Raw genomic sequence first — 16,027 nt, 5'->3', positions numbered from 1 at the left:
CCAGAAAATAAAAATGATAAAATAGCTCATCAGGGAGTCGAACCCTGGATGCCGGTGTGAAAAACCGGAGTCTTAACCGCTTGACCAATGAGCCAAAAAATATTATAAATAACAACAAGAGATAATATACCAGATGGTTAACGTGTATGCAACCGTTTATTTAAGGTTTATTCATTTTAAATGGTGCTAGTTAGCGAAAGTTAGATGTTGGGGCTATTGGGATTATCTGAAAGAATCGATTTGGGGAAAATGTTGTGAACAAATTAAGATGGGTTTTAGACCGTCCAGAACAAGATATCGTAAAATTAAATGATTACCTATTGTCACGTCTGGATGATGTGGTGCCTGTGTCGACTGTGATGCATGATTTAGCTTGGTCGCGTTATCGTGTTTTGGTAACTTTAGATACGCTAATTAATGATCTTGGATTATTGCATGATGGCAGTCAAGCTAGGTCTAAGTTTGAATTGGATGGTAAGTTAATTAAAATTAATCATAGCGTTCAGATTAATACGCAAGCGTTAGAGTATTACTATCGTAAGCGTTCGATGACTTGGATACTGCTTTTGGAGATGTTAACTGAGCAAGTTGATTCGTATGAAGATTTTGCTGAACGGCATCATGTATCAGTTGCGACTGTGCGTTCTGCAAAACATAAAATACAGGATGCTTTTGCGAATCAAGAAATCGAAGTTAGTAAAAACAATCGCATTGTGGGAAATGAATTAGTAGTTCGAACCTTTTTTATGCAGTTGATTGGTTACTACCATGCTGATTTAGAAGTTTCAATCATTCAATCTACACCGCAGGCTGAACTTATTAACCAAAGTATGAAAGAAAAAATATCTGAAATTTATGGTTTGTCTGACAATATGGCAATCCAGTCGGGCATGAATTTACGCGTGTTGATTTGGTTGATCCGTGTACAAAACGGCCATTATTTGCACCAGCAAGATTTACCCAATATTTTGACACCAGTTGAAGAATGGCCTGATTATTATCAACGGCTTGCTGAAGAATTGACGGAAGTGATGCATGAATTCGCTGATTTGCCAGCATCAGCTTATCGAGTAGAAGTTGCTTCGGCAGTTATGATTTTCTTTACAACTGGGTTGGTGACTGAATTACCAAATAATATGTTTACGAAGCAAACACAGAAGCATTTGGAGAAGTTTCGCGAAACGGTTGCCAGTGAGTATCAGTCATTTTTTCAGCATCCCATCACGCAGAGTCGTTTAGATCAAATTGATCGGCAGGCCTTGAGTCCTAATTTGCGGGTGTTGTATTTTATGAAGGATCTTGTCCAAAATTCATTGGATTTAGGGGTGCTCGAACAAAATTTTCCAATTCATGCGCGCTTTACTGAACGGGTCATGGATCAGCTAGCCAAAGTATGGCATATCAATGATGCGGAAAAGTTCAAGCGGGTGCAGTTTGAGGATTATTTTAATACATTTATGCTTAATATTATCCCATCCGAAGCGTTACCACCGGTTAAGGTTGCCATTGGATTTGTGAATCATCCGCAAATGAAGGATTTAGTTTGTATGCAACTTGAACTAAATCGGACCGTGAATTTTGAATTTGTTGAGATTGGAGAGCCAGCAGATTTATATATTTCAGACATTGTATTTGACAAGGAAGCAAATATTCCAGGCTATACTTGGAACATTTATCCCGATAATTATACGTTGAACCATTTTATGCAAGATGCCCTGCAAATTGAATTACAACGTTTTGACGAAACATAGAATTTGTATAGTTCATGGCGTTTACGTGTTTTTTGCGTGATTTTTTTTAAAAAACAAAAAAATCACTGTGGCCTGTTAAGGCAGCCTCCGCTATGCTAGAAGACATCACATGCTTGTATTTTAAGCGGGGGACCAGAAAATGGGGTTTAGAATAAGGCCTGTGTACTTTGGGATGTCGTATTGAGTTAAATTGGAATTGTAAATTCCTTAGGACCACTGGATGGTCCTTTTTTTATTGTAGAAAAAACGCGTGGAAGCGCGGATAATGGTAAAATAGACTTTGAAAAACAAAAAAGGATAGGATGCCATGATAGCTGGAAAGAAAATTGTCTTAGTGGTAACAGGGGGCATTGCAGCCTATAAAGTTATTACATTAGCACGTTTATTAGGTAAAGCAGGTGCAGACGTGCGGGTGGCAATGACCTCGGTGGCGACCGAGTTTGTGACACCTAAAACGTTTAGTGTGTTAACCAAACATGAAGTGCTAGTTGATTTATTTGATGAGCCTAATCAAGCTGATATTAAACATATTGAATGGGCGGATTGGGCAGATCTAATAGTGGTGGCGCCGGCTACAGCCAACTTTATTGGTAAAATGGCGCAAGGGGTTGCGGACGATGCGGCGTCGAGCATGGTTATGGCGCGTCATAGTCCCATCGTAATTGCACCAGCCATGAATTCAAACATGTATCAGAATGAGGCTGTTCAACGTAATTTAAAGTTGCTCGCTGCGGACGGCGTCAAAATTATTGCCCCTGCAACTGGTCAATTAGCTGAAGGATATGCTGGAACCGGTCGTTTACCCGAACCAGAAAAACTATTTGATGAAATCACCATGTTCTTAGCGCAAAGAACGGGGCGCTTAGTTGGTAAGCGGGTTGTTGTAACAGCTGGGGGAACTCAGGAAGCGATTGATCCGGTTCGCTATATCGGAAATCATTCTTCAGGAAAGATGGGCTATGCGTTGGCTCAAGCGGCAGCAGAAGCGGGGGCTCAGGTTGAACTCATTTCGACGGTTGATTTACCTGTGCCACCAACTGTTAAGCTGATTCCGGTACAATCAGCGTCTGAAATGTTTAAAGCTTTAGATGAACGCTTTGAGATGCTTGATATTTTGTTTATGGCGGCCGCGGTTGCGGATTATCGGATTGCAAAACCCGCCGATCAAAAGCTCAAAAAGCACGCTGATCATACTGGATTAACTTTAGAATTAGTAGAAAACCCCGATATTTTGGCTACTTTGGGAGCAAAGAAAACGCACCAATATTTGGTGGGATTTGCTGCTGAAACTGAACATTTGATGGAACATGCAAACGCTAAATTAACTAAGAAACATGTTGATTTGTTAATCGCAAACAACGTGGCAACACCAGGTGTTGGTTTTGGTTCTGATCAAAATGAAGTGACCTTACTCTGGCCGGAGAGTGAACCAGAAAAATTACCTGTTGCGGATAAATTAACGCTTGCCCGCACAGTTATGGATAAAGTTATCACACAATTAAAGGAGCAATAACATGCAAGTTGGAATTGATAAAATGAGTTTTTTCTCGACTGATTACTATATTGATATGGTTGAGTTAGCCAAAGCGCGTCAAGCCGAACCAGATAAGTATTTGATTGGCATCGGGCAGACGGAACAAGCTGTGGTGCCAGCGACTCAAGATATTGTTACTATGGGGGCCAATGCTGCTGATCAAATGTTAACGGCTGCAGATCGCCAAGCGATTGAAGAAGTGATTGTGGCGACTGAATCGGGTGTTGATCAATCTAAATCGGCAGCGGTTTATTTACAACGTCTTTTAGGTATTAATCGTTATGCACGTACAATTGAAATGAAGCAAGCCTGTTATTCGGGAACGTATGCCTTAATGCAAGCACGTGACTATGTGACTTTGCATCCAGAGGCTAAAGTGCTGGTTGTGGCCTCAGATATCGCACGCTATGGCATCGCAACTGGTGGGGAAGTAACGCAAGGTGCTGGTGCCGTAGCGATGTTAGTAACAGCTAATCCAAAAATTGCAGTGATTAATCAAGACAATGTCTTCATGTCGGATGAAATTATGGACTTTTGGCGACCTAACTATTCAACAACTGCAGTTGTTGATGGAAAATTCTCGGCTAATGTCTATCGTGATTTCTTTAAGGAAGTCTGGGAGCGTTATCAAGAAAAAAATCATCAGACTTTAGCTGATTTTCATGCTTTAGTTTTCCACTTGCCATATACCAAAATGGGGCTTAAAGCTCTTCGGGATGTTTTGCCAGAAGCCGATGAAGATAAGCAAGCACAATTAATGGAGGCGTTTGAAGCCAGCCGTGTTTACAATAAGCGGATTGGAAACCTATATACAGGCTCGGCATACCTTAGTTTGATGTCGTTATTAGAAAACGATCCAACGTTACAAGCAGGGGATAAGCTTGGTCTATTTTCATATGGATCTGGTGCTGAAGGAGAGATGTTCTCGATGACCCTTCAAGCCAATTATCAAGATGGTTTAGTGGCTAATCAATTTGCTGACTTATTTAATCGACGTCAGAAGGTGTCAATCTCCGAATATGAGCAGATGTTTAATGATTTATTATTTGGATCGGAAGATCGAGAACTTGATACTTCAGCTGATGTAGCTAAGTTTGTCTTAGCAGGTCTTAAAGATCAAAAACGGCAATATATCGAACGATAAAACGCGAAATGTGGTTAAAGTTCACTTTTGAATCTAAATAGTGAATTATGTATTTGGTTAATTCGGATTTTTTGTGCTAGAATGAACTTATCACATTATATTTAAGGGGTTTTAATTCATGAAACATGTTTACTTAGCTGGTCCTTTTTTCGATGCAGAGCAAATTGAACGGATTGAGCGGATGGAAACGGCGTTAACAAACAATGACACAGTTGCTGATTTTTTTAGCCCGCGTTCAGAAAATTGTGAAGAGTTTGAAATGGGAACACCTGAGTGGGCTAAGGCGACTTTTAAAGTCGATCGTGATCATATTGATGGCGCTGATGTTGTCGTTGCCGTAATTGATTATGAAGGTGAATTTGTTGACCCAGGTACTGCTTGGGAAATCGGCTATGCCAATGCAACTGGTAAACCAGTGGTGCTGGTCAAAGAAAAGCCAAATGGTAGTGTTAATTTGATGATGGCTGTGCCAGCGCACGCTGTATTGTTGCATGTGTCGGATGTTGCACAATACGATTTCGATCAAATGCCAGAAATTCCATGGACTGGCGATATGTTCTAATTAGCTAAAAACACCGTTTAGGTGTTTTTTATTTGGCCTGAACTTGTTATGATTTGAATAGCAATTTAATAATCTAAAATAAAGAAGGATGCGCCGATGACATTGAAAAAAATTGGCCATATGATTCATGCGTGGCTCGTTAAATTTTGGGTGCCCTTATCAATTGTTGTTGCACTCGTAACTGTTGCGATTGGTACAACCATGGTTTTACTCCATCGTGAACAAGTTACCGTCAAAATTGAAAATATTCCAATTCACTCTAAAAAAGGTCCAACAGCGCCAACGGTCGGGGTGCTAAAACCAGGTGAGCATTTGCAAATTTTGCAACGAACTGGGGGCTGGTATCAGGTTCGACGGGAAAATGAGTCGAAAGCTTGGGTTGCTGGGTGGTTAGTTGAGCGCTCAAAACCACTCAATAAATTAACGCCATTATCGGAGTCAACAGTGGTGCTAGATCCTGGGCACGGTGGGTCTGATTCAGGGGCTTTATCGACCAATAACAAATATGAAAAAAATTACACATTAGCCTTAGCGAAACGTGTAAAAAAGCAATTGGAAAAACGTGGTACCCGTGTGATTATGACCCGCTCAACAGATAAGCTGGTGCCGTTGGCTGAAATTCCTGAAATTGCTGAGCGTAATCAAGCGGATTTGTTCATCTCATTCCATTTTGATTCAGCGCCAGAAGCTAATAGCGCCTCTGGATATACAACGTATTATTATCATAAAAAGAACCAGTCAAAGCGGTTGGCTCAAGCAATCAATCAAGCTATTAGTCCTAATATGCCTGATGATATGCATAATAAAGGCGTTGATTTTGGGGATTATTTGGTCTTGCGTGATAATTCTGTGCCAGCCATTTTAATGGAAAATGGTTATATTAACTCTGATCGGGATTTCAAACACATGCAATCAGCAAGTTATCAAAATAAGATTGCTAAAAGTATCCCAACAGGGTTAGAAAACTATCTCGAAACACGTTAGCTAGGGCTTGACTAGTTTAGTTGCCTAAGCGATAATAATTAAGATATATGAACCGATGACAGAGCAAATCTAATTTTGAAATTTTAAGCGAGTGAAAGTTGGTGCGAGTTTCACACTTTCGATTTAGAGGGACACTCTGTAGGTCGCATTGCGCGCGTTGATACCTCGTTACGGTATGTAAAGTTCCAAGCAAGGTGGTACCGTGCAGTAATTGCGCCCTTGATAGCAGTCAATTGAACTGCTATCAGGGGTGCTTTTTTTCGGTTAATTCATGAAGATGAGAGGAAAAAAGATGGCAAAACAAGGATTTCAAAAGCCTAAGGGCACTGCAGATTTATTACCCGGTGAGTCATATAAATGGCATTATGTAGAGGAAACAGCACGCTTGTTGTTTGCTGATTACCAATATCAAGAGATTCGAACACCAATCTTTGAAAATTTTGATGTATTTGCACGTTCGGCAGGAGATACTTCTGACGTTGTTACGAAAGAAATGTATGACTTTTATGACAAGGGTGATCGACACATCGCCTTACGTCCGGAAGGAACTGCTGGCGTAGTTCGTGCGTTTGTTGAGAATAAGTTATTTGGTCCAGAATTTAAAAAACCCTATAAGGCTTTTTATATTGGACCAATGTTCCGCTATGAACGTCCACAAGCAGGCCGGATGCGTCAGTTTCATCAAATTGGGGTTGAGGCGATTGGATCAGAGGACCCTGCTTTGGATGCAGAAACGATTGCAATGGCCGTTGATTTCTTCAACACATTAGGCATTTCGGACTTGAAGGTAACGATTAATTCATTGGGCGATGCAGAATCACGTGAGGCTTATCGTCAAGCGTTAATCGCCTATCTAACACCGCTTAAGGACGAACTCTCACATGATTCGCAAGTCCGTTTAGATCAAAATCCATTGCGCGTTTTGGACTCAAAGGATGCCCACGATCAAGAATTGGTTGCGAATGCGCCATCAATTTTGGACTTTTTAACACCTGATGCACAAGCACACTGGGAAAAGGTTCAAACATATTTGGATGCCTTAGGTGTTGATTATGAAATTGATGCCAATACCGTTCGTGGCTTGGATTATTATAATCATACAATTTTTGAAATTATGACCCAGAGTCCGGCTCTTGGTGACGGCTGGACAACTATTGCTGGTGGTGGCCGTTATGGTGGCTTGGTGGCTGAATTTGGTGGTCCAGAGTTACCAGGGGTTGGCTTTGGAATTGGTTTAGAACGCCTAATGCTTTTGCTAGAAAACGATAGTGCTATTTTGCCAAGTGAGCCAACGCTTGATGTTTATGTGGCTAACCAAGGTGAAGGTACGGACATTGTTGCGATGCAGATGCTACAGGCTGTCCGTTCATTCGGTTATAGTGCTGATCGTGATTTCCAAGCTCGGAAACTTAAGGGACAATTTAAGGCGGCTGATCGCGAACAAGCACATTATATGATTTTAATTGGGGAACGTGAATTAGAACAACAAGCAGCAACATTGAAAGATCTTCGGTCGGGTCAAGAACAACAAGTTAAGTTGACTGATTTGTACACTGCTTTGCCTGATTATTTAGAAGTTGCAACAGACGAAGAGGAGTAAGACATGAAGCGAACAAATTATGCAGGATTGATTGATGAACAATATGAGAACCAAACGGTTACTTTAGATGGTTGGGTCCAAAAGCGCCGTGATTTGGGTGGCTTAATTTTTATTGATTTACGTGACCGTGAGGGACTCGTGCAATTAGCTTTTTCAGATGAAATTTCAAAAGATGCTTTAGCCGTTGCTGAAACAGTGCGTTCAGAATATGTCATCGAAGTAGAAGGTGTGGTTAAGCGCCGTGCTGAAGGTGCGATTAACGAAAACCTGCATTCTGGAAAAATTGAAGTACAAGTTTCACATATCGAAGTATTGGCCGAAGCGAAGACAACGCCATTCTTGATTGAAGATGGGGTCGATGCATCTGATGAAACTCGTTTGAAGTATCGTTATCTTGATTTGCGCCGTCCGGAGATGCAAAAGAATTTACGCATTCGTTCAAAGATTACAGCAGCGACTCATGAATTTTTGGATGCTGCTGGATTTATCGATATTGAGACACCTTATCTAGCTAAATCAACGCCTGAAGGCGCTCGCGATTATTTGGTGCCATCACGGATTTATCCCGGAGCTTTTTATGCTTTGCCACAATCACCACAGTTGTTTAAGCAATTGTTGATGGGGGCTGGCTTTGATCGTTATTACCAAGTTGCGCGTGCGTTCCGTGATGAAGATTTGCGTGGTGATCGGCAACCAGAATTTACGCAACTTGATTTGGAAACGTCATTTATGAATCAAGAAGAGATTCGTGAATTAGTTGGTCAATGGGTTGCAGCTGTTATGAAAAAGACTGTGGACTATGATTTGAATCCAGAAGACATCCCAGTTTTAACTTGGGAAGAATCAATGCGTCGTTTTGGTACTGACAAACCTGATATGCGTTTTGGCATGGAATTACAAGATTTGTCTGAATTAATGGCTGATTCTGAATTTGGTGTATTTGCTAAAGCGATTGAAAACGGTGGCATGGTGAAAGCAATTGTCGTACCGGGTGGTGCTGATCATTATTCACGTAAGGAAATCGATAAACTTGCCCAATATGTGGAACGCTTTGGAGCAAAGGGCTTGGCTTGGTTAAAGGTCGCTGATGGCTCAGTGACAGGTTCAATTGCTAAGTTCTTGACTGAAAAATCAGACGCCTTGCTCCAAGCAACGGGGGCTAAAGATGGTGATTTGATTCTATTTGCAGCTGATCAAGAAAATGTTGTTAATCCAACGTTGGATGCGCTTCGCCGTATGACAGCTGAAGCGATGGATTTGGTTGATAACTCTAAGTGGGCCTTTGCTTGGATTATTGATTGGCCACTATTTGAATATCAACCTGAAGAAGATCGTTGGATTGCAGCACATCACCCATTCACAATGCCAAATGAAGAAGATTTGCCTTTGATGGCCACTACCGAAGGTGCCCACAAAGCCCATGCGCAATCATATGATTTGGTTTTGAATGGGTATGAACTGGGTTCTGGTTCAATTCGTATTCACCGGATGGACATTCAAAAACAGATGCTCTCGGCCTTAGGCTTTACGCCTGAATCAGCCGATGAAGCTTTTGGCTTCTTGCTTGAAGGAATGGAATATGGCTTCCCACCAATGGGTGGGATTGCCTTAGGTCTTGATCGCTTGGCAATGCTACTAGCTGGTCGTGATAATATTCGGGACGTGATTGCCTTCCCTAAGAATTCAAAGGCAACTGAGCCAATGACCGATGCGCCAACGCTTGTTTCTAAACAACAAGTTGAGGGTGACTTAGGTTTGACTGCGCCAGATTATGCTCATAATGATGCGCCTAATTTGGCAGAAGAGTAACTTTGAGCCAGCGAGAAAAGGGGCGCTAAAATGACGCAGATAATGCTATATTTTGATCGACATGAATATGCGGCGCGAATTGTTGCTGCGCTAGTTTATGCTTTAACCTCAGCGATTGCAATTAACTTTTTTTGGACACCAGGACACATCTATTCTTCAGGATTTACTGGTTTGGCGCAGATTTTAAATACTGTTGGTTCGCGTTATTTTCATTTGAATTTACCAATTGGATTGCTCTTGCTATTGCTCAACGTACCAGTTTTACTATTGGGGTATCGAAAATTGGGCTACCGTTTTACGATGTTTACGGCGATTGCATTAGTTTTGGCTGCACTCGCAATTCGGTTTGTGCCAACGCCGCCAACTAATTGGACGCATGATTCGTTGCTACTAGCCATTTTTGGTGGTGGAATTAATGGATTTGGGACTGGTTTTGCCTTGCGGACAGGACTTTCTACGGGAGGCCTTGATATTATCGGTATCGTGGTGCAAAAGAAGTGGGGCCTTCGCATGGGGGCAGTCAACTTAACCTTTAATTTCATTATTCTCTTAACTGCTGGCTATTTGTTCGGACCGGAATATGCCCTTTATACAGCAATTTCGCTAATTGTGAATGCCTATATGATTGACAATGTTTATACACGTCAACAAAAGCTACAAGTCATGATTGTGACGGAACATCCTGATAAGGTTATTGATATGTTACAACAGAATATTCGACGTGGAATCACGATTGTACATGATGTTGAAGGTGGCTACAATCATCATGAAAAAGAGATTCTCTTTACTGTGATTTCAGCCTATGAACGTTATGACTTTCGAGATGCGTTAGAACAAGCGGATCCAAAAGCGTGGTCATCAACTTGGCGGATTGAGCATACCATTGGTAGATTTTTCGAGCCAAAGCTATAAAATGTATTTGACTTGTTGAGTGATTCTGGTAAAATAAATTTGAACAAAGTGTGCGACATTAAAAGTTGAATTCTTCACACGTGAAGGGAGGGTAAACATTATGGCAAAGACTGTTGTTCGTAAGAATGAGTCTCTTGACGATGCTCTCCGTCGCTTTAAGCGTGGTGTATCAAAGGACGGTACTCTCCAAGAATACCGTAAGCGTGAGTATTACATCAAGCCATCAGTCCAACGTAAGTTGAAGGCTGAAGCTGCTCGTAAGCGCAAGAACAAGAAGGGACGCTAAAACGTTCTGGCCGGGCTACCTTTTTTTGGTGGTCCGGTTTTTGTTATATTAAAAAAGAGGTGACTTAAAATGAGTTTGACAGAACAATTAAATGCTGACATGAAAGTAGCCATGAAGGCGAAAGATAAAGAAACATTAAATGTGTTACGGATGCTTAAGTCTGATTTGGCGAATGAACAAATTAAATTAGGCCATGATTTAGACGAATCAGAAGAACTTGCGGTTGTGTCTCGTGAGATGAAACAGCATGTTGAAGAAAAAGAAGCTTATGAGGATGCTAGTCGCGCTGATTTGGCAGAAAGCTTGGCAGCTCAAATTGAAGTACTAAAGCGTTATATGCCTGAACAATTATCAGAAGACGAAGTACGTCAAATTGTTGAGGACACGATTAAAAAGGTTGGTGCCACAAGTAAAGCTGATTTAGGTAAGGTCATGGGAGCTTTGATGCCACAAGTCAAGGGAAAAGCTGATGGCAAATTAGTGAACCGCTTAGTTCAAGAACAATTGGGCTAATTTTTCCAAACCCGGGGATTCATCCCCGATACATAGACAATTAAGGTATAATAGAGATACGAATAAGCAGTAAAGAAGGTATATTTTTGACAAGTACAGTTGAAAAGCAGTATCAATTTGAAAATCCAGAACAAGAAATTGGGTTAGTGGGTCCTCAAGATGCCCATTTAAAATTAATTGAAGAAGGTCTTTCAGTTCAAATTACCGGAATGGGTTCACGTTTGAAACTTACAGGGGATGACCAAGCAGTTGACCAAGCATATGCAGTCATCGATGAATTGTGCTTTTTAATTAAAAAAGGTGTTCGAATTACACCAGCTGATATTGTCTCAGCTATGAATATGCTGCAACGCGGGACCTTAGCTTATTTTACGGATATGTATACTGAAACAGTGATTCGGGATGCAAAGGGCCGTTCAATTCGTGTTAAAAATTACAGTCAGCGTGAATATGTGAATGCGATTAAACATGCTGATGTGACCTTTGGGATTGGACCGGCCGGTACTGGGAAAACCTATTTAGCAGTTGCTATGGCGGTAGCGGCACTTAAACGGGGTGATGTTGAACGTTTGGTTATTACCCGACCAGCTGTTGAAGCTGGAGAAAGTCTAGGATTTTTACCTGGTGATTTAAAGGAAAAAGTCGATCCTTATTTGCGACCAATTTATGATGCTTTGTTTGCCATTCTTGGGAAAGAACATACGGAGCGTTTAATTGATCGGGAAGTTATTGAAATTGCGCCACTGGCTTACATGCGTGGCCGTACTCTGGATAATGCTTTTATTATCTTAGACGAGGCTCAAAATACGACGACGCAACAAATGAAAATGTTCTTGACCCGTTTGGGCTTTGGCTCAAAAATGGTTGTGAACGGGGATGCAACCCAAATTGATTTACCAAAGCAGACGCGTTCTGGACTCTTACAAGCACAAAAAATTTTAGCAGATGTGCCCCACATCCAAATGGTCACGTTTGATGCGGGTGATGTTGTTCGACACCCTGTGGTGGCTTCAATTGTTGCAGCTTATGATCGTGCTGATGCGCATGCGAATGATGAAAAATAATGAGGTGAAATAAATGGATTTAGCATTGATTGATGAATCAAAGCCTGGACTATCAGAAGAACACTTGCAATTAGTACATGATGTGCTTAATTATGCCGGTAAGGCTTTGGATTTGCCAGATAATACTGAAATGTCGGTGACTTTTGTCAATAATGATGAGATTCAACGATATAATCGAGAATATCGGGGCCTTGATAAACCAACGGACGTTATTTCATTTGCGATTGAGGATGACGACGATGATTTGCCTTTGATGTTAGATGAAGAAATGCAAGCTGAAATACCTAAAAATATTGGTGATTTGATTGTTTCCGTTGATAAAATCGGCGAACAAGCTGAATATCTGGAGCATTCATGGGAACGAGAATTAGGATTTTTGGTCGTGCATGGATTCTTGCATTTGAATGGTTATGATCATATGCGTAGTGAAGCTGATGAAAAAGAAATGTTTGATTTGCAACGAAAGATTCTAGATGACTATGGACTCACGCGATAAAACAAATTCAGACCATCAAGTCACTAAAAATCGCCATTTTTTGCAAGCATTGCGCCACGCCGTTGATGGAATCAAAGAAGTGCTAACGCATGAACGAAATATGCGCTTTCATTTTTTTGCTGCGGTTGTGGTCGTAATTGCGGGCTTGTTTTTGGGAATTGGTCGGTCTGATTGGATTTGGATAACGATTGCGATTGCTATGGTGATTATGGCAGAATTTGTTAACACGATGGTGGAAGCGATTGTTGATTTAATCGTGGGGACGACATATGCCCCCTTAGCGAAAGTGGCCAAGGACGTTGCAGCCGGTGGTGTGTTAGTTGCGGTAGGCACAGCGGTTATCATTGGTTGTTTAATTTTTTACCCCTATATATTTTAATATGAGAAAGTAAGATGAGGATCTAAAAGCATGACAGAAGAATTTAAATCTGGCTTCGTGGCAATTGTTGGCCGTCCAAATGTTGGAAAGTCAACGTTGTTGAATAAAATGATTGGCGAAAAAATTGCCATCATGTCGCCTAAAGCACAAACAACCCGAAACAAAATTCAGGGAATTTATACGACGGATGAAGGCCAGATTGTGTTCATTGATACACCAGGGATTCACAAACCTCAAAATGGGCTTGGTGATTTTATGATGAAGACAGCCAACTCTGCGTTGCATGAATCTGATATGATTTGGTTTGTGGTCAATGCGGATGAACCTAGAGGTGCAGGGGATGATTTTATTATTAACCGCTTGAAGGATGTTGATACGCCAATCTATTTGGTAATTAATAAGGTTGATTTGGTTCAGCCAGAGACGCTTTTGCCAATGATTTCTGATTATCAAGACCAACTTGATTTTGCGGAGATTTTCCCGATTTCAGCTCGTCAAGGTGATAACGTTCAAGCATTGATTGATACTACTATGGATCAGTTACAACCGGGTCCACAATATTATCCTGAAGATCAAATTACCGATCATCCAGAACGCTTTATCATGGGTGAATTGATTCGTGAAAAAGTCTTACAATTGACACGACAAGAGGTACCACATTCTGTCGCTGTCGTGATTGATAATATTGAACGAGAAGGTAATGAAAAATTACATGTACAGGCCACAATTGTGGTTGAACGTCCGAGCCAAAAGAACATCATTATTGGTAAGGGTGGTAGCATGATTAAAGAAATTGGTACTCGAGCTCGTAAGGATATTGAACGGCTCTTGGGTAGCAAGGTTTACCTAGAACTATGGGTAAAGGTTGAAGAGCGTTGGCGTGATAAACCGCAAGCTTTGCAGTCATATGGATATAAAGAAGATGCCGATGTTTAAAATCTTCGGCTAGAAGAGAAATCGTTGACCTCGTCTGCGATTTCTTTTTTGATTGGATTACCTGGGTGGAAGGAGGTATCATTTTGGCAGATATTTTTAATGGACTCGTTATTTATCAACGGCCCCATAAAGAAACTGATTTGATGGTTAAGATTTTAACGCGTGAATTTGGTAAACGGATGTTTTATGTGCGTCATGGTAAGGCGAAACATTATCAATACGCTGCGGACATTCAACCGCTTACTTCGGCGAAATATGAAGGAACGATTAATAAATCGGGACTCAGCTTCATCAATGACGTCAAAGAAAGTCACCTGCCGCGTATTTTTTTGGAAGATGTTGAAAAGAATGCTTATATGACCTATATTTTGGGATTGATTGATGCCGCTTATGTCGACAATCAGCCCATTCCACAATGGTTTGATTTAGCGCAAACCGCTGAAGATAAAATGGTAGCGGGTTTTGACGCACAGGCATTGGCAAATTATTTTGAAATTCATTTATTACCTGATTTTGGAATTCAGTTAGAATGGCAAGCCTGCGTTGTTTGTGGCCAAACAACGGGGCCAATGGATTTTTCTGAAAAATACCATGGTGTTTTATGCCAGAATCATTGGTCAGTTGATGAATATCGGATGCAAATGGATCCTAAAGCATTGCATGTTTTGCAACAACTTGCGCGCGTCGAGCTAAAGCAAATCCATTCCCTTGATTTAAAGCCTGCAACTAAGCGTGAAATGGCCCGTTTGTTGGACAAGCTTTATGAAGAACAGGTAGGGGTACAATTACGAGCTAAAGGCTTTATTCATGATTTACATAAATGGGATCAACGCCTGGCCCAACGCAAAGATAAAAGTCAGCGAACTGATTGACCTTTAAAAGCGGTGCGAGTAAAATACTAGTATAGCGATGAAGACAGAATAAATTTAATGAATTGTTCAGCAAGTTACCGTTGATGTGAGGGTAATCAAGAGAGTTAAATTGGGCGCTGTTGGAGCGACAAAACAATTAAAACGAAGCTGCCGAATTTGATTCGGAAGTAGGGTGGAACCGCGAGTTAATCGTCCCTACATCAATTGCCTAGGTAATTGGTGTAGGGTTTTTTAATGCAGAAAAGAGAGGAAATGGCATGACAGAGAAATTGAGTGTGCAAGACATTATTTTGACTTTGCAGAAGTTTTGGGCTGATCAAGGAGCAATGCTCATGGAAGCCTATGATACTGAAAAGGGTGCTGGAACAATGAGCCCCTATACATTTTTACGTGCAAATGGGCCAGAGCCATGGCATGCCGCCTATGTTGAACCTTCACGTCGTCCGGCGGATGGTCGTTATGGGGACAACCCAAACCGGCTCTATCAACACCACCAATTTCAAGTGGTGATGAAGCCATCGCCTGATAATATTCAAGAACTTTACTTGGATTCATTAAAAGCACTTGGGATTGATCCATTGGAGCATGATATTCGTTTCGTCGAGGATAACTGGGAAAACCCATCAATGGGTGCTGCCGGTATTGGTTGGGAAATTTGGTTAGATGGGATGGAAGTTACCCAATTTACTTATTTCCAACAAGTTGGTGGAATCCAAGTTGATGCAGTAACTTCAGAAATCACCTATGGTTTGGAACGCTTGGCTTCATATATCCAAGATGTGCCAACGGTATATGACCTTGAGTGGGGAAATGGTGTTTCTTACGGCGACATCTTTAAGGAACCAGAATTTGAACATTCAACTTACTCATTTGATGAATCTGATTCAGACATGCTTTTGCGTCACTTTAATGAATATGAAGCCGAAGCACAGCGCGCTTTGGCAGCAAACTTAGTACACCCTGCCTATGATTATATTTTAAAGGCATCACATACCTTTAACTTGTTAGACGCCCGTGGTGTTGTATCTGTTACAGAACGGGCCAAATACTTGAGTCGTATTCGTAAGATGGCGCATCAGGTTGCCGAAGAATTCATTGCCGAGCGCAAGAAGTTAGGCTTCCCATTGTTGAAGGATGAAAAGCTACGCGAAAAGTATTTACCAGCAGATGAGGAGGTTAAGTAAA

Annotated in this window: 16 protein-coding genes and 1 tRNA gene; 16 read left to right on the top strand and 1 reads right to left on the bottom strand. The window is 41.2% G+C overall.

The genetic code is table 11. The features are described from left to right. Positions 1 to 22: 22 nt before the first annotated feature. A tRNA-Glu gene (locus JOC36_RS08400) sits at positions 23 to 94 on the bottom strand. Positions 95 to 254: 160 nt separating this feature from the next. On the opposite strand from JOC36_RS08400, the gene JOC36_RS08395 reads away from it, so the two are divergent. The 16 genes from JOC36_RS08395 (at position 255) to glyQ (ending at position 16,026) form a co-directional block, all read left to right on the top strand. After that, entirely contained in the window at positions 255 to 1,751 is a 1,497-nt protein-coding gene (locus tag JOC36_RS08395) for a helix-turn-helix domain-containing protein (protein WP_205146047.1), read from the top strand. A 307-nt stretch (positions 1,752 to 2,058) separates the two neighbouring features. Then, on the top strand, positions 2,059 to 3,264 hold the full coding sequence (coaBC, locus tag JOC36_RS08390) for a bifunctional phosphopantothenoylcysteine decarboxylase/phosphopantothenate--cysteine ligase CoaBC (protein ID WP_205146046.1): 1,206 nt from the start codon (positions 2,059 to 2,061) through the stop codon (positions 3,262 to 3,264). 1 nt (position 3,265) lies between these two features. After that, positions 3,266 to 4,429 carry a hydroxymethylglutaryl-CoA synthase gene (locus JOC36_RS08385; RefSeq protein ID WP_205146045.1) on the top strand — a complete coding sequence of 388 codons (1,164 nt, stop codon included), beginning with the start codon at positions 3,266 to 3,268 and terminating at the stop codon, positions 4,427 to 4,429. A 118-nt stretch (positions 4,430 to 4,547) separates the two neighbouring features. Continuing rightward, positions 4,548 to 4,991, top strand: coding sequence for a nucleoside 2-deoxyribosyltransferase (locus JOC36_RS08380; RefSeq protein WP_205146044.1), 444 nt, complete (start codon positions 4,548 to 4,550; stop codon positions 4,989 to 4,991). A gap of 96 nt (positions 4,992 to 5,087) precedes the next feature. Further along, positions 5,088 to 5,975 carry an N-acetylmuramoyl-L-alanine amidase family protein gene (locus tag JOC36_RS08375; RefSeq protein WP_338061851.1) on the top strand — a complete coding sequence of 296 codons (888 nt, stop codon included), beginning with the start codon at positions 5,088 to 5,090 and terminating at the stop codon, positions 5,973 to 5,975. A gap of 292 nt (positions 5,976 to 6,267) precedes the next feature. After that, the gene (hisS, locus tag JOC36_RS08370; RefSeq protein WP_205146043.1) at positions 6,268 to 7,575 is read left to right on the top strand and encodes a histidine--tRNA ligase; all 1,308 of its coding nucleotides are present in this window, start codon (positions 6,268 to 6,270) and stop codon (positions 7,573 to 7,575) included. 3 nt (positions 7,576 to 7,578) lie between these two features. Further along, complete coding sequence (gene aspS / locus JOC36_RS08365; protein WP_205146042.1) at positions 7,579 to 9,384, top strand: aspartate--tRNA ligase; 1,806 nt, start codon at positions 7,579 to 7,581, stop codon at positions 9,382 to 9,384. A gap of 30 nt (positions 9,385 to 9,414) precedes the next feature. Next, on the top strand, positions 9,415 to 10,296 hold the full coding sequence (locus JOC36_RS08360) for a YitT family protein (protein WP_205146041.1): 882 nt from the start codon (positions 9,415 to 9,417) through the stop codon (positions 10,294 to 10,296). A 100-nt stretch (positions 10,297 to 10,396) separates the two neighbouring features. Further along, on the top strand, positions 10,397 to 10,582 hold the full coding sequence (rpsU, locus tag JOC36_RS08355; RefSeq protein ID WP_042493485.1) for a 30S ribosomal protein S21: 186 nt from the start codon (positions 10,397 to 10,399) through the stop codon (positions 10,580 to 10,582). 69 nt (positions 10,583 to 10,651) lie between these two features. Beyond that, positions 10,652 to 11,095 carry a GatB/YqeY domain-containing protein gene (locus tag JOC36_RS08350; RefSeq protein WP_205146040.1) on the top strand — a complete coding sequence of 148 codons (444 nt, stop codon included), beginning with the start codon at positions 10,652 to 10,654 and terminating at the stop codon, positions 11,093 to 11,095. An 86-nt stretch (positions 11,096 to 11,181) separates the two neighbouring features. Then, a complete protein-coding gene (locus JOC36_RS08345; RefSeq protein WP_239517572.1) occupies positions 11,182 to 12,159 on the top strand; it encodes a PhoH family protein in 978 nt (325 codons plus the stop codon). A 13-nt stretch (positions 12,160 to 12,172) separates the two neighbouring features. After that, positions 12,173 to 12,655 (top strand): rRNA maturation RNase YbeY, encoded by a 483-nt coding sequence (gene ybeY / locus JOC36_RS08340; protein ID WP_205146039.1) that lies wholly within the window; start codon positions 12,173 to 12,175, stop codon positions 12,653 to 12,655. Then, positions 12,633 to 13,034: a diacylglycerol kinase family protein gene (locus JOC36_RS08335; protein WP_420825624.1), complete on the top strand. Its 402-nt coding sequence runs from the start codon at positions 12,633 to 12,635 to the stop codon at positions 13,032 to 13,034. The genes ybeY and JOC36_RS08335 overlap by 23 nt, the downstream gene beginning before the upstream one ends. 30 nt (positions 13,035 to 13,064) lie before the next feature. Continuing rightward, positions 13,065 to 13,970 (top strand): GTPase Era, encoded by a 906-nt coding sequence (era, locus tag JOC36_RS08330; protein WP_205146037.1) that lies wholly within the window; start codon positions 13,065 to 13,067, stop codon positions 13,968 to 13,970. A gap of 83 nt (positions 13,971 to 14,053) precedes the next feature. Continuing rightward, a complete protein-coding gene (gene recO, locus JOC36_RS08325; protein ID WP_205146036.1) occupies positions 14,054 to 14,842 on the top strand; it encodes a DNA repair protein RecO in 789 nt (262 codons plus the stop codon). A gap of 257 nt (positions 14,843 to 15,099) precedes the next feature. Continuing rightward, positions 15,100 to 16,026 (top strand): glycine--tRNA ligase subunit alpha, encoded by a 927-nt coding sequence (gene glyQ / locus JOC36_RS08320; RefSeq protein ID WP_205146035.1) that lies wholly within the window; start codon positions 15,100 to 15,102, stop codon positions 16,024 to 16,026. Position 16,027: the final 1 nt, after the last annotated feature.

Origin of the sequence: Weissella uvarum, assembly GCF_016908785.1 — a bacterium.
Classification (GTDB): domain Bacteria; phylum Bacillota; class Bacilli; order Lactobacillales; family Lactobacillaceae; genus Weissella; species Weissella uvarum.
Note: the sequence above shows the minus strand (reverse complement) of the source record. Positions and strands in the feature narration are given on the sequence as shown.

What these genes read in the sequence shown, in the direction of transcription:
- JOC36_RS08385 (WP_205146045.1), top strand. Translation starts at nt 3,266, where the DNA reads ATGCAAGTTGGAATTGATAAAATGAGTTTTTTCTCGACTGATTACTAT.
- era (WP_205146037.1), top strand. Translation starts at nt 13,065, where the DNA reads ATGACAGAAGAATTTAAATCTGGCTTCGTGGCAATTGTTGGCCGTCCA.
- JOC36_RS08350 (WP_205146040.1), top strand. Translation starts at nt 10,652, where the DNA reads ATGAGTTTGACAGAACAATTAAATGCTGACATGAAAGTAGCCATGAAG.
- hisS (WP_205146043.1), top strand. Translation starts at nt 6,268, where the DNA reads ATGGCAAAACAAGGATTTCAAAAGCCTAAGGGCACTGCAGATTTATTA.
- JOC36_RS08375 (WP_338061851.1), top strand. Translation starts at nt 5,088, where the DNA reads ATGACATTGAAAAAAATTGGCCATATGATTCATGCGTGGCTCGTTAAA.
- ybeY (WP_205146039.1), top strand. Translation starts at nt 12,173, where the DNA reads ATGGATTTAGCATTGATTGATGAATCAAAGCCTGGACTATCAGAAGAA.
- JOC36_RS08380 (WP_205146044.1), top strand. Translation starts at nt 4,548, where the DNA reads ATGAAACATGTTTACTTAGCTGGTCCTTTTTTCGATGCAGAGCAAATT.
- aspS (WP_205146042.1), top strand. Translation starts at nt 7,579, where the DNA reads ATGAAGCGAACAAATTATGCAGGATTGATTGATGAACAATATGAGAAC.
- JOC36_RS08335 (WP_420825624.1), top strand. Translation starts at nt 12,633, where the DNA reads ATGACTATGGACTCACGCGATAAAACAAATTCAGACCATCAAGTCACT.
- coaBC (WP_205146046.1), top strand. Translation starts at nt 2,059, where the DNA reads ATGATAGCTGGAAAGAAAATTGTCTTAGTGGTAACAGGGGGCATTGCA.
- glyQ (WP_205146035.1), top strand. Translation starts at nt 15,100, where the DNA reads ATGACAGAGAAATTGAGTGTGCAAGACATTATTTTGACTTTGCAGAAG.
- rpsU (WP_042493485.1), top strand. Translation starts at nt 10,397, where the DNA reads ATGGCAAAGACTGTTGTTCGTAAGAATGAGTCTCTTGACGATGCTCTC.
- JOC36_RS08360 (WP_205146041.1), top strand. Translation starts at nt 9,415, where the DNA reads ATGACGCAGATAATGCTATATTTTGATCGACATGAATATGCGGCGCGA.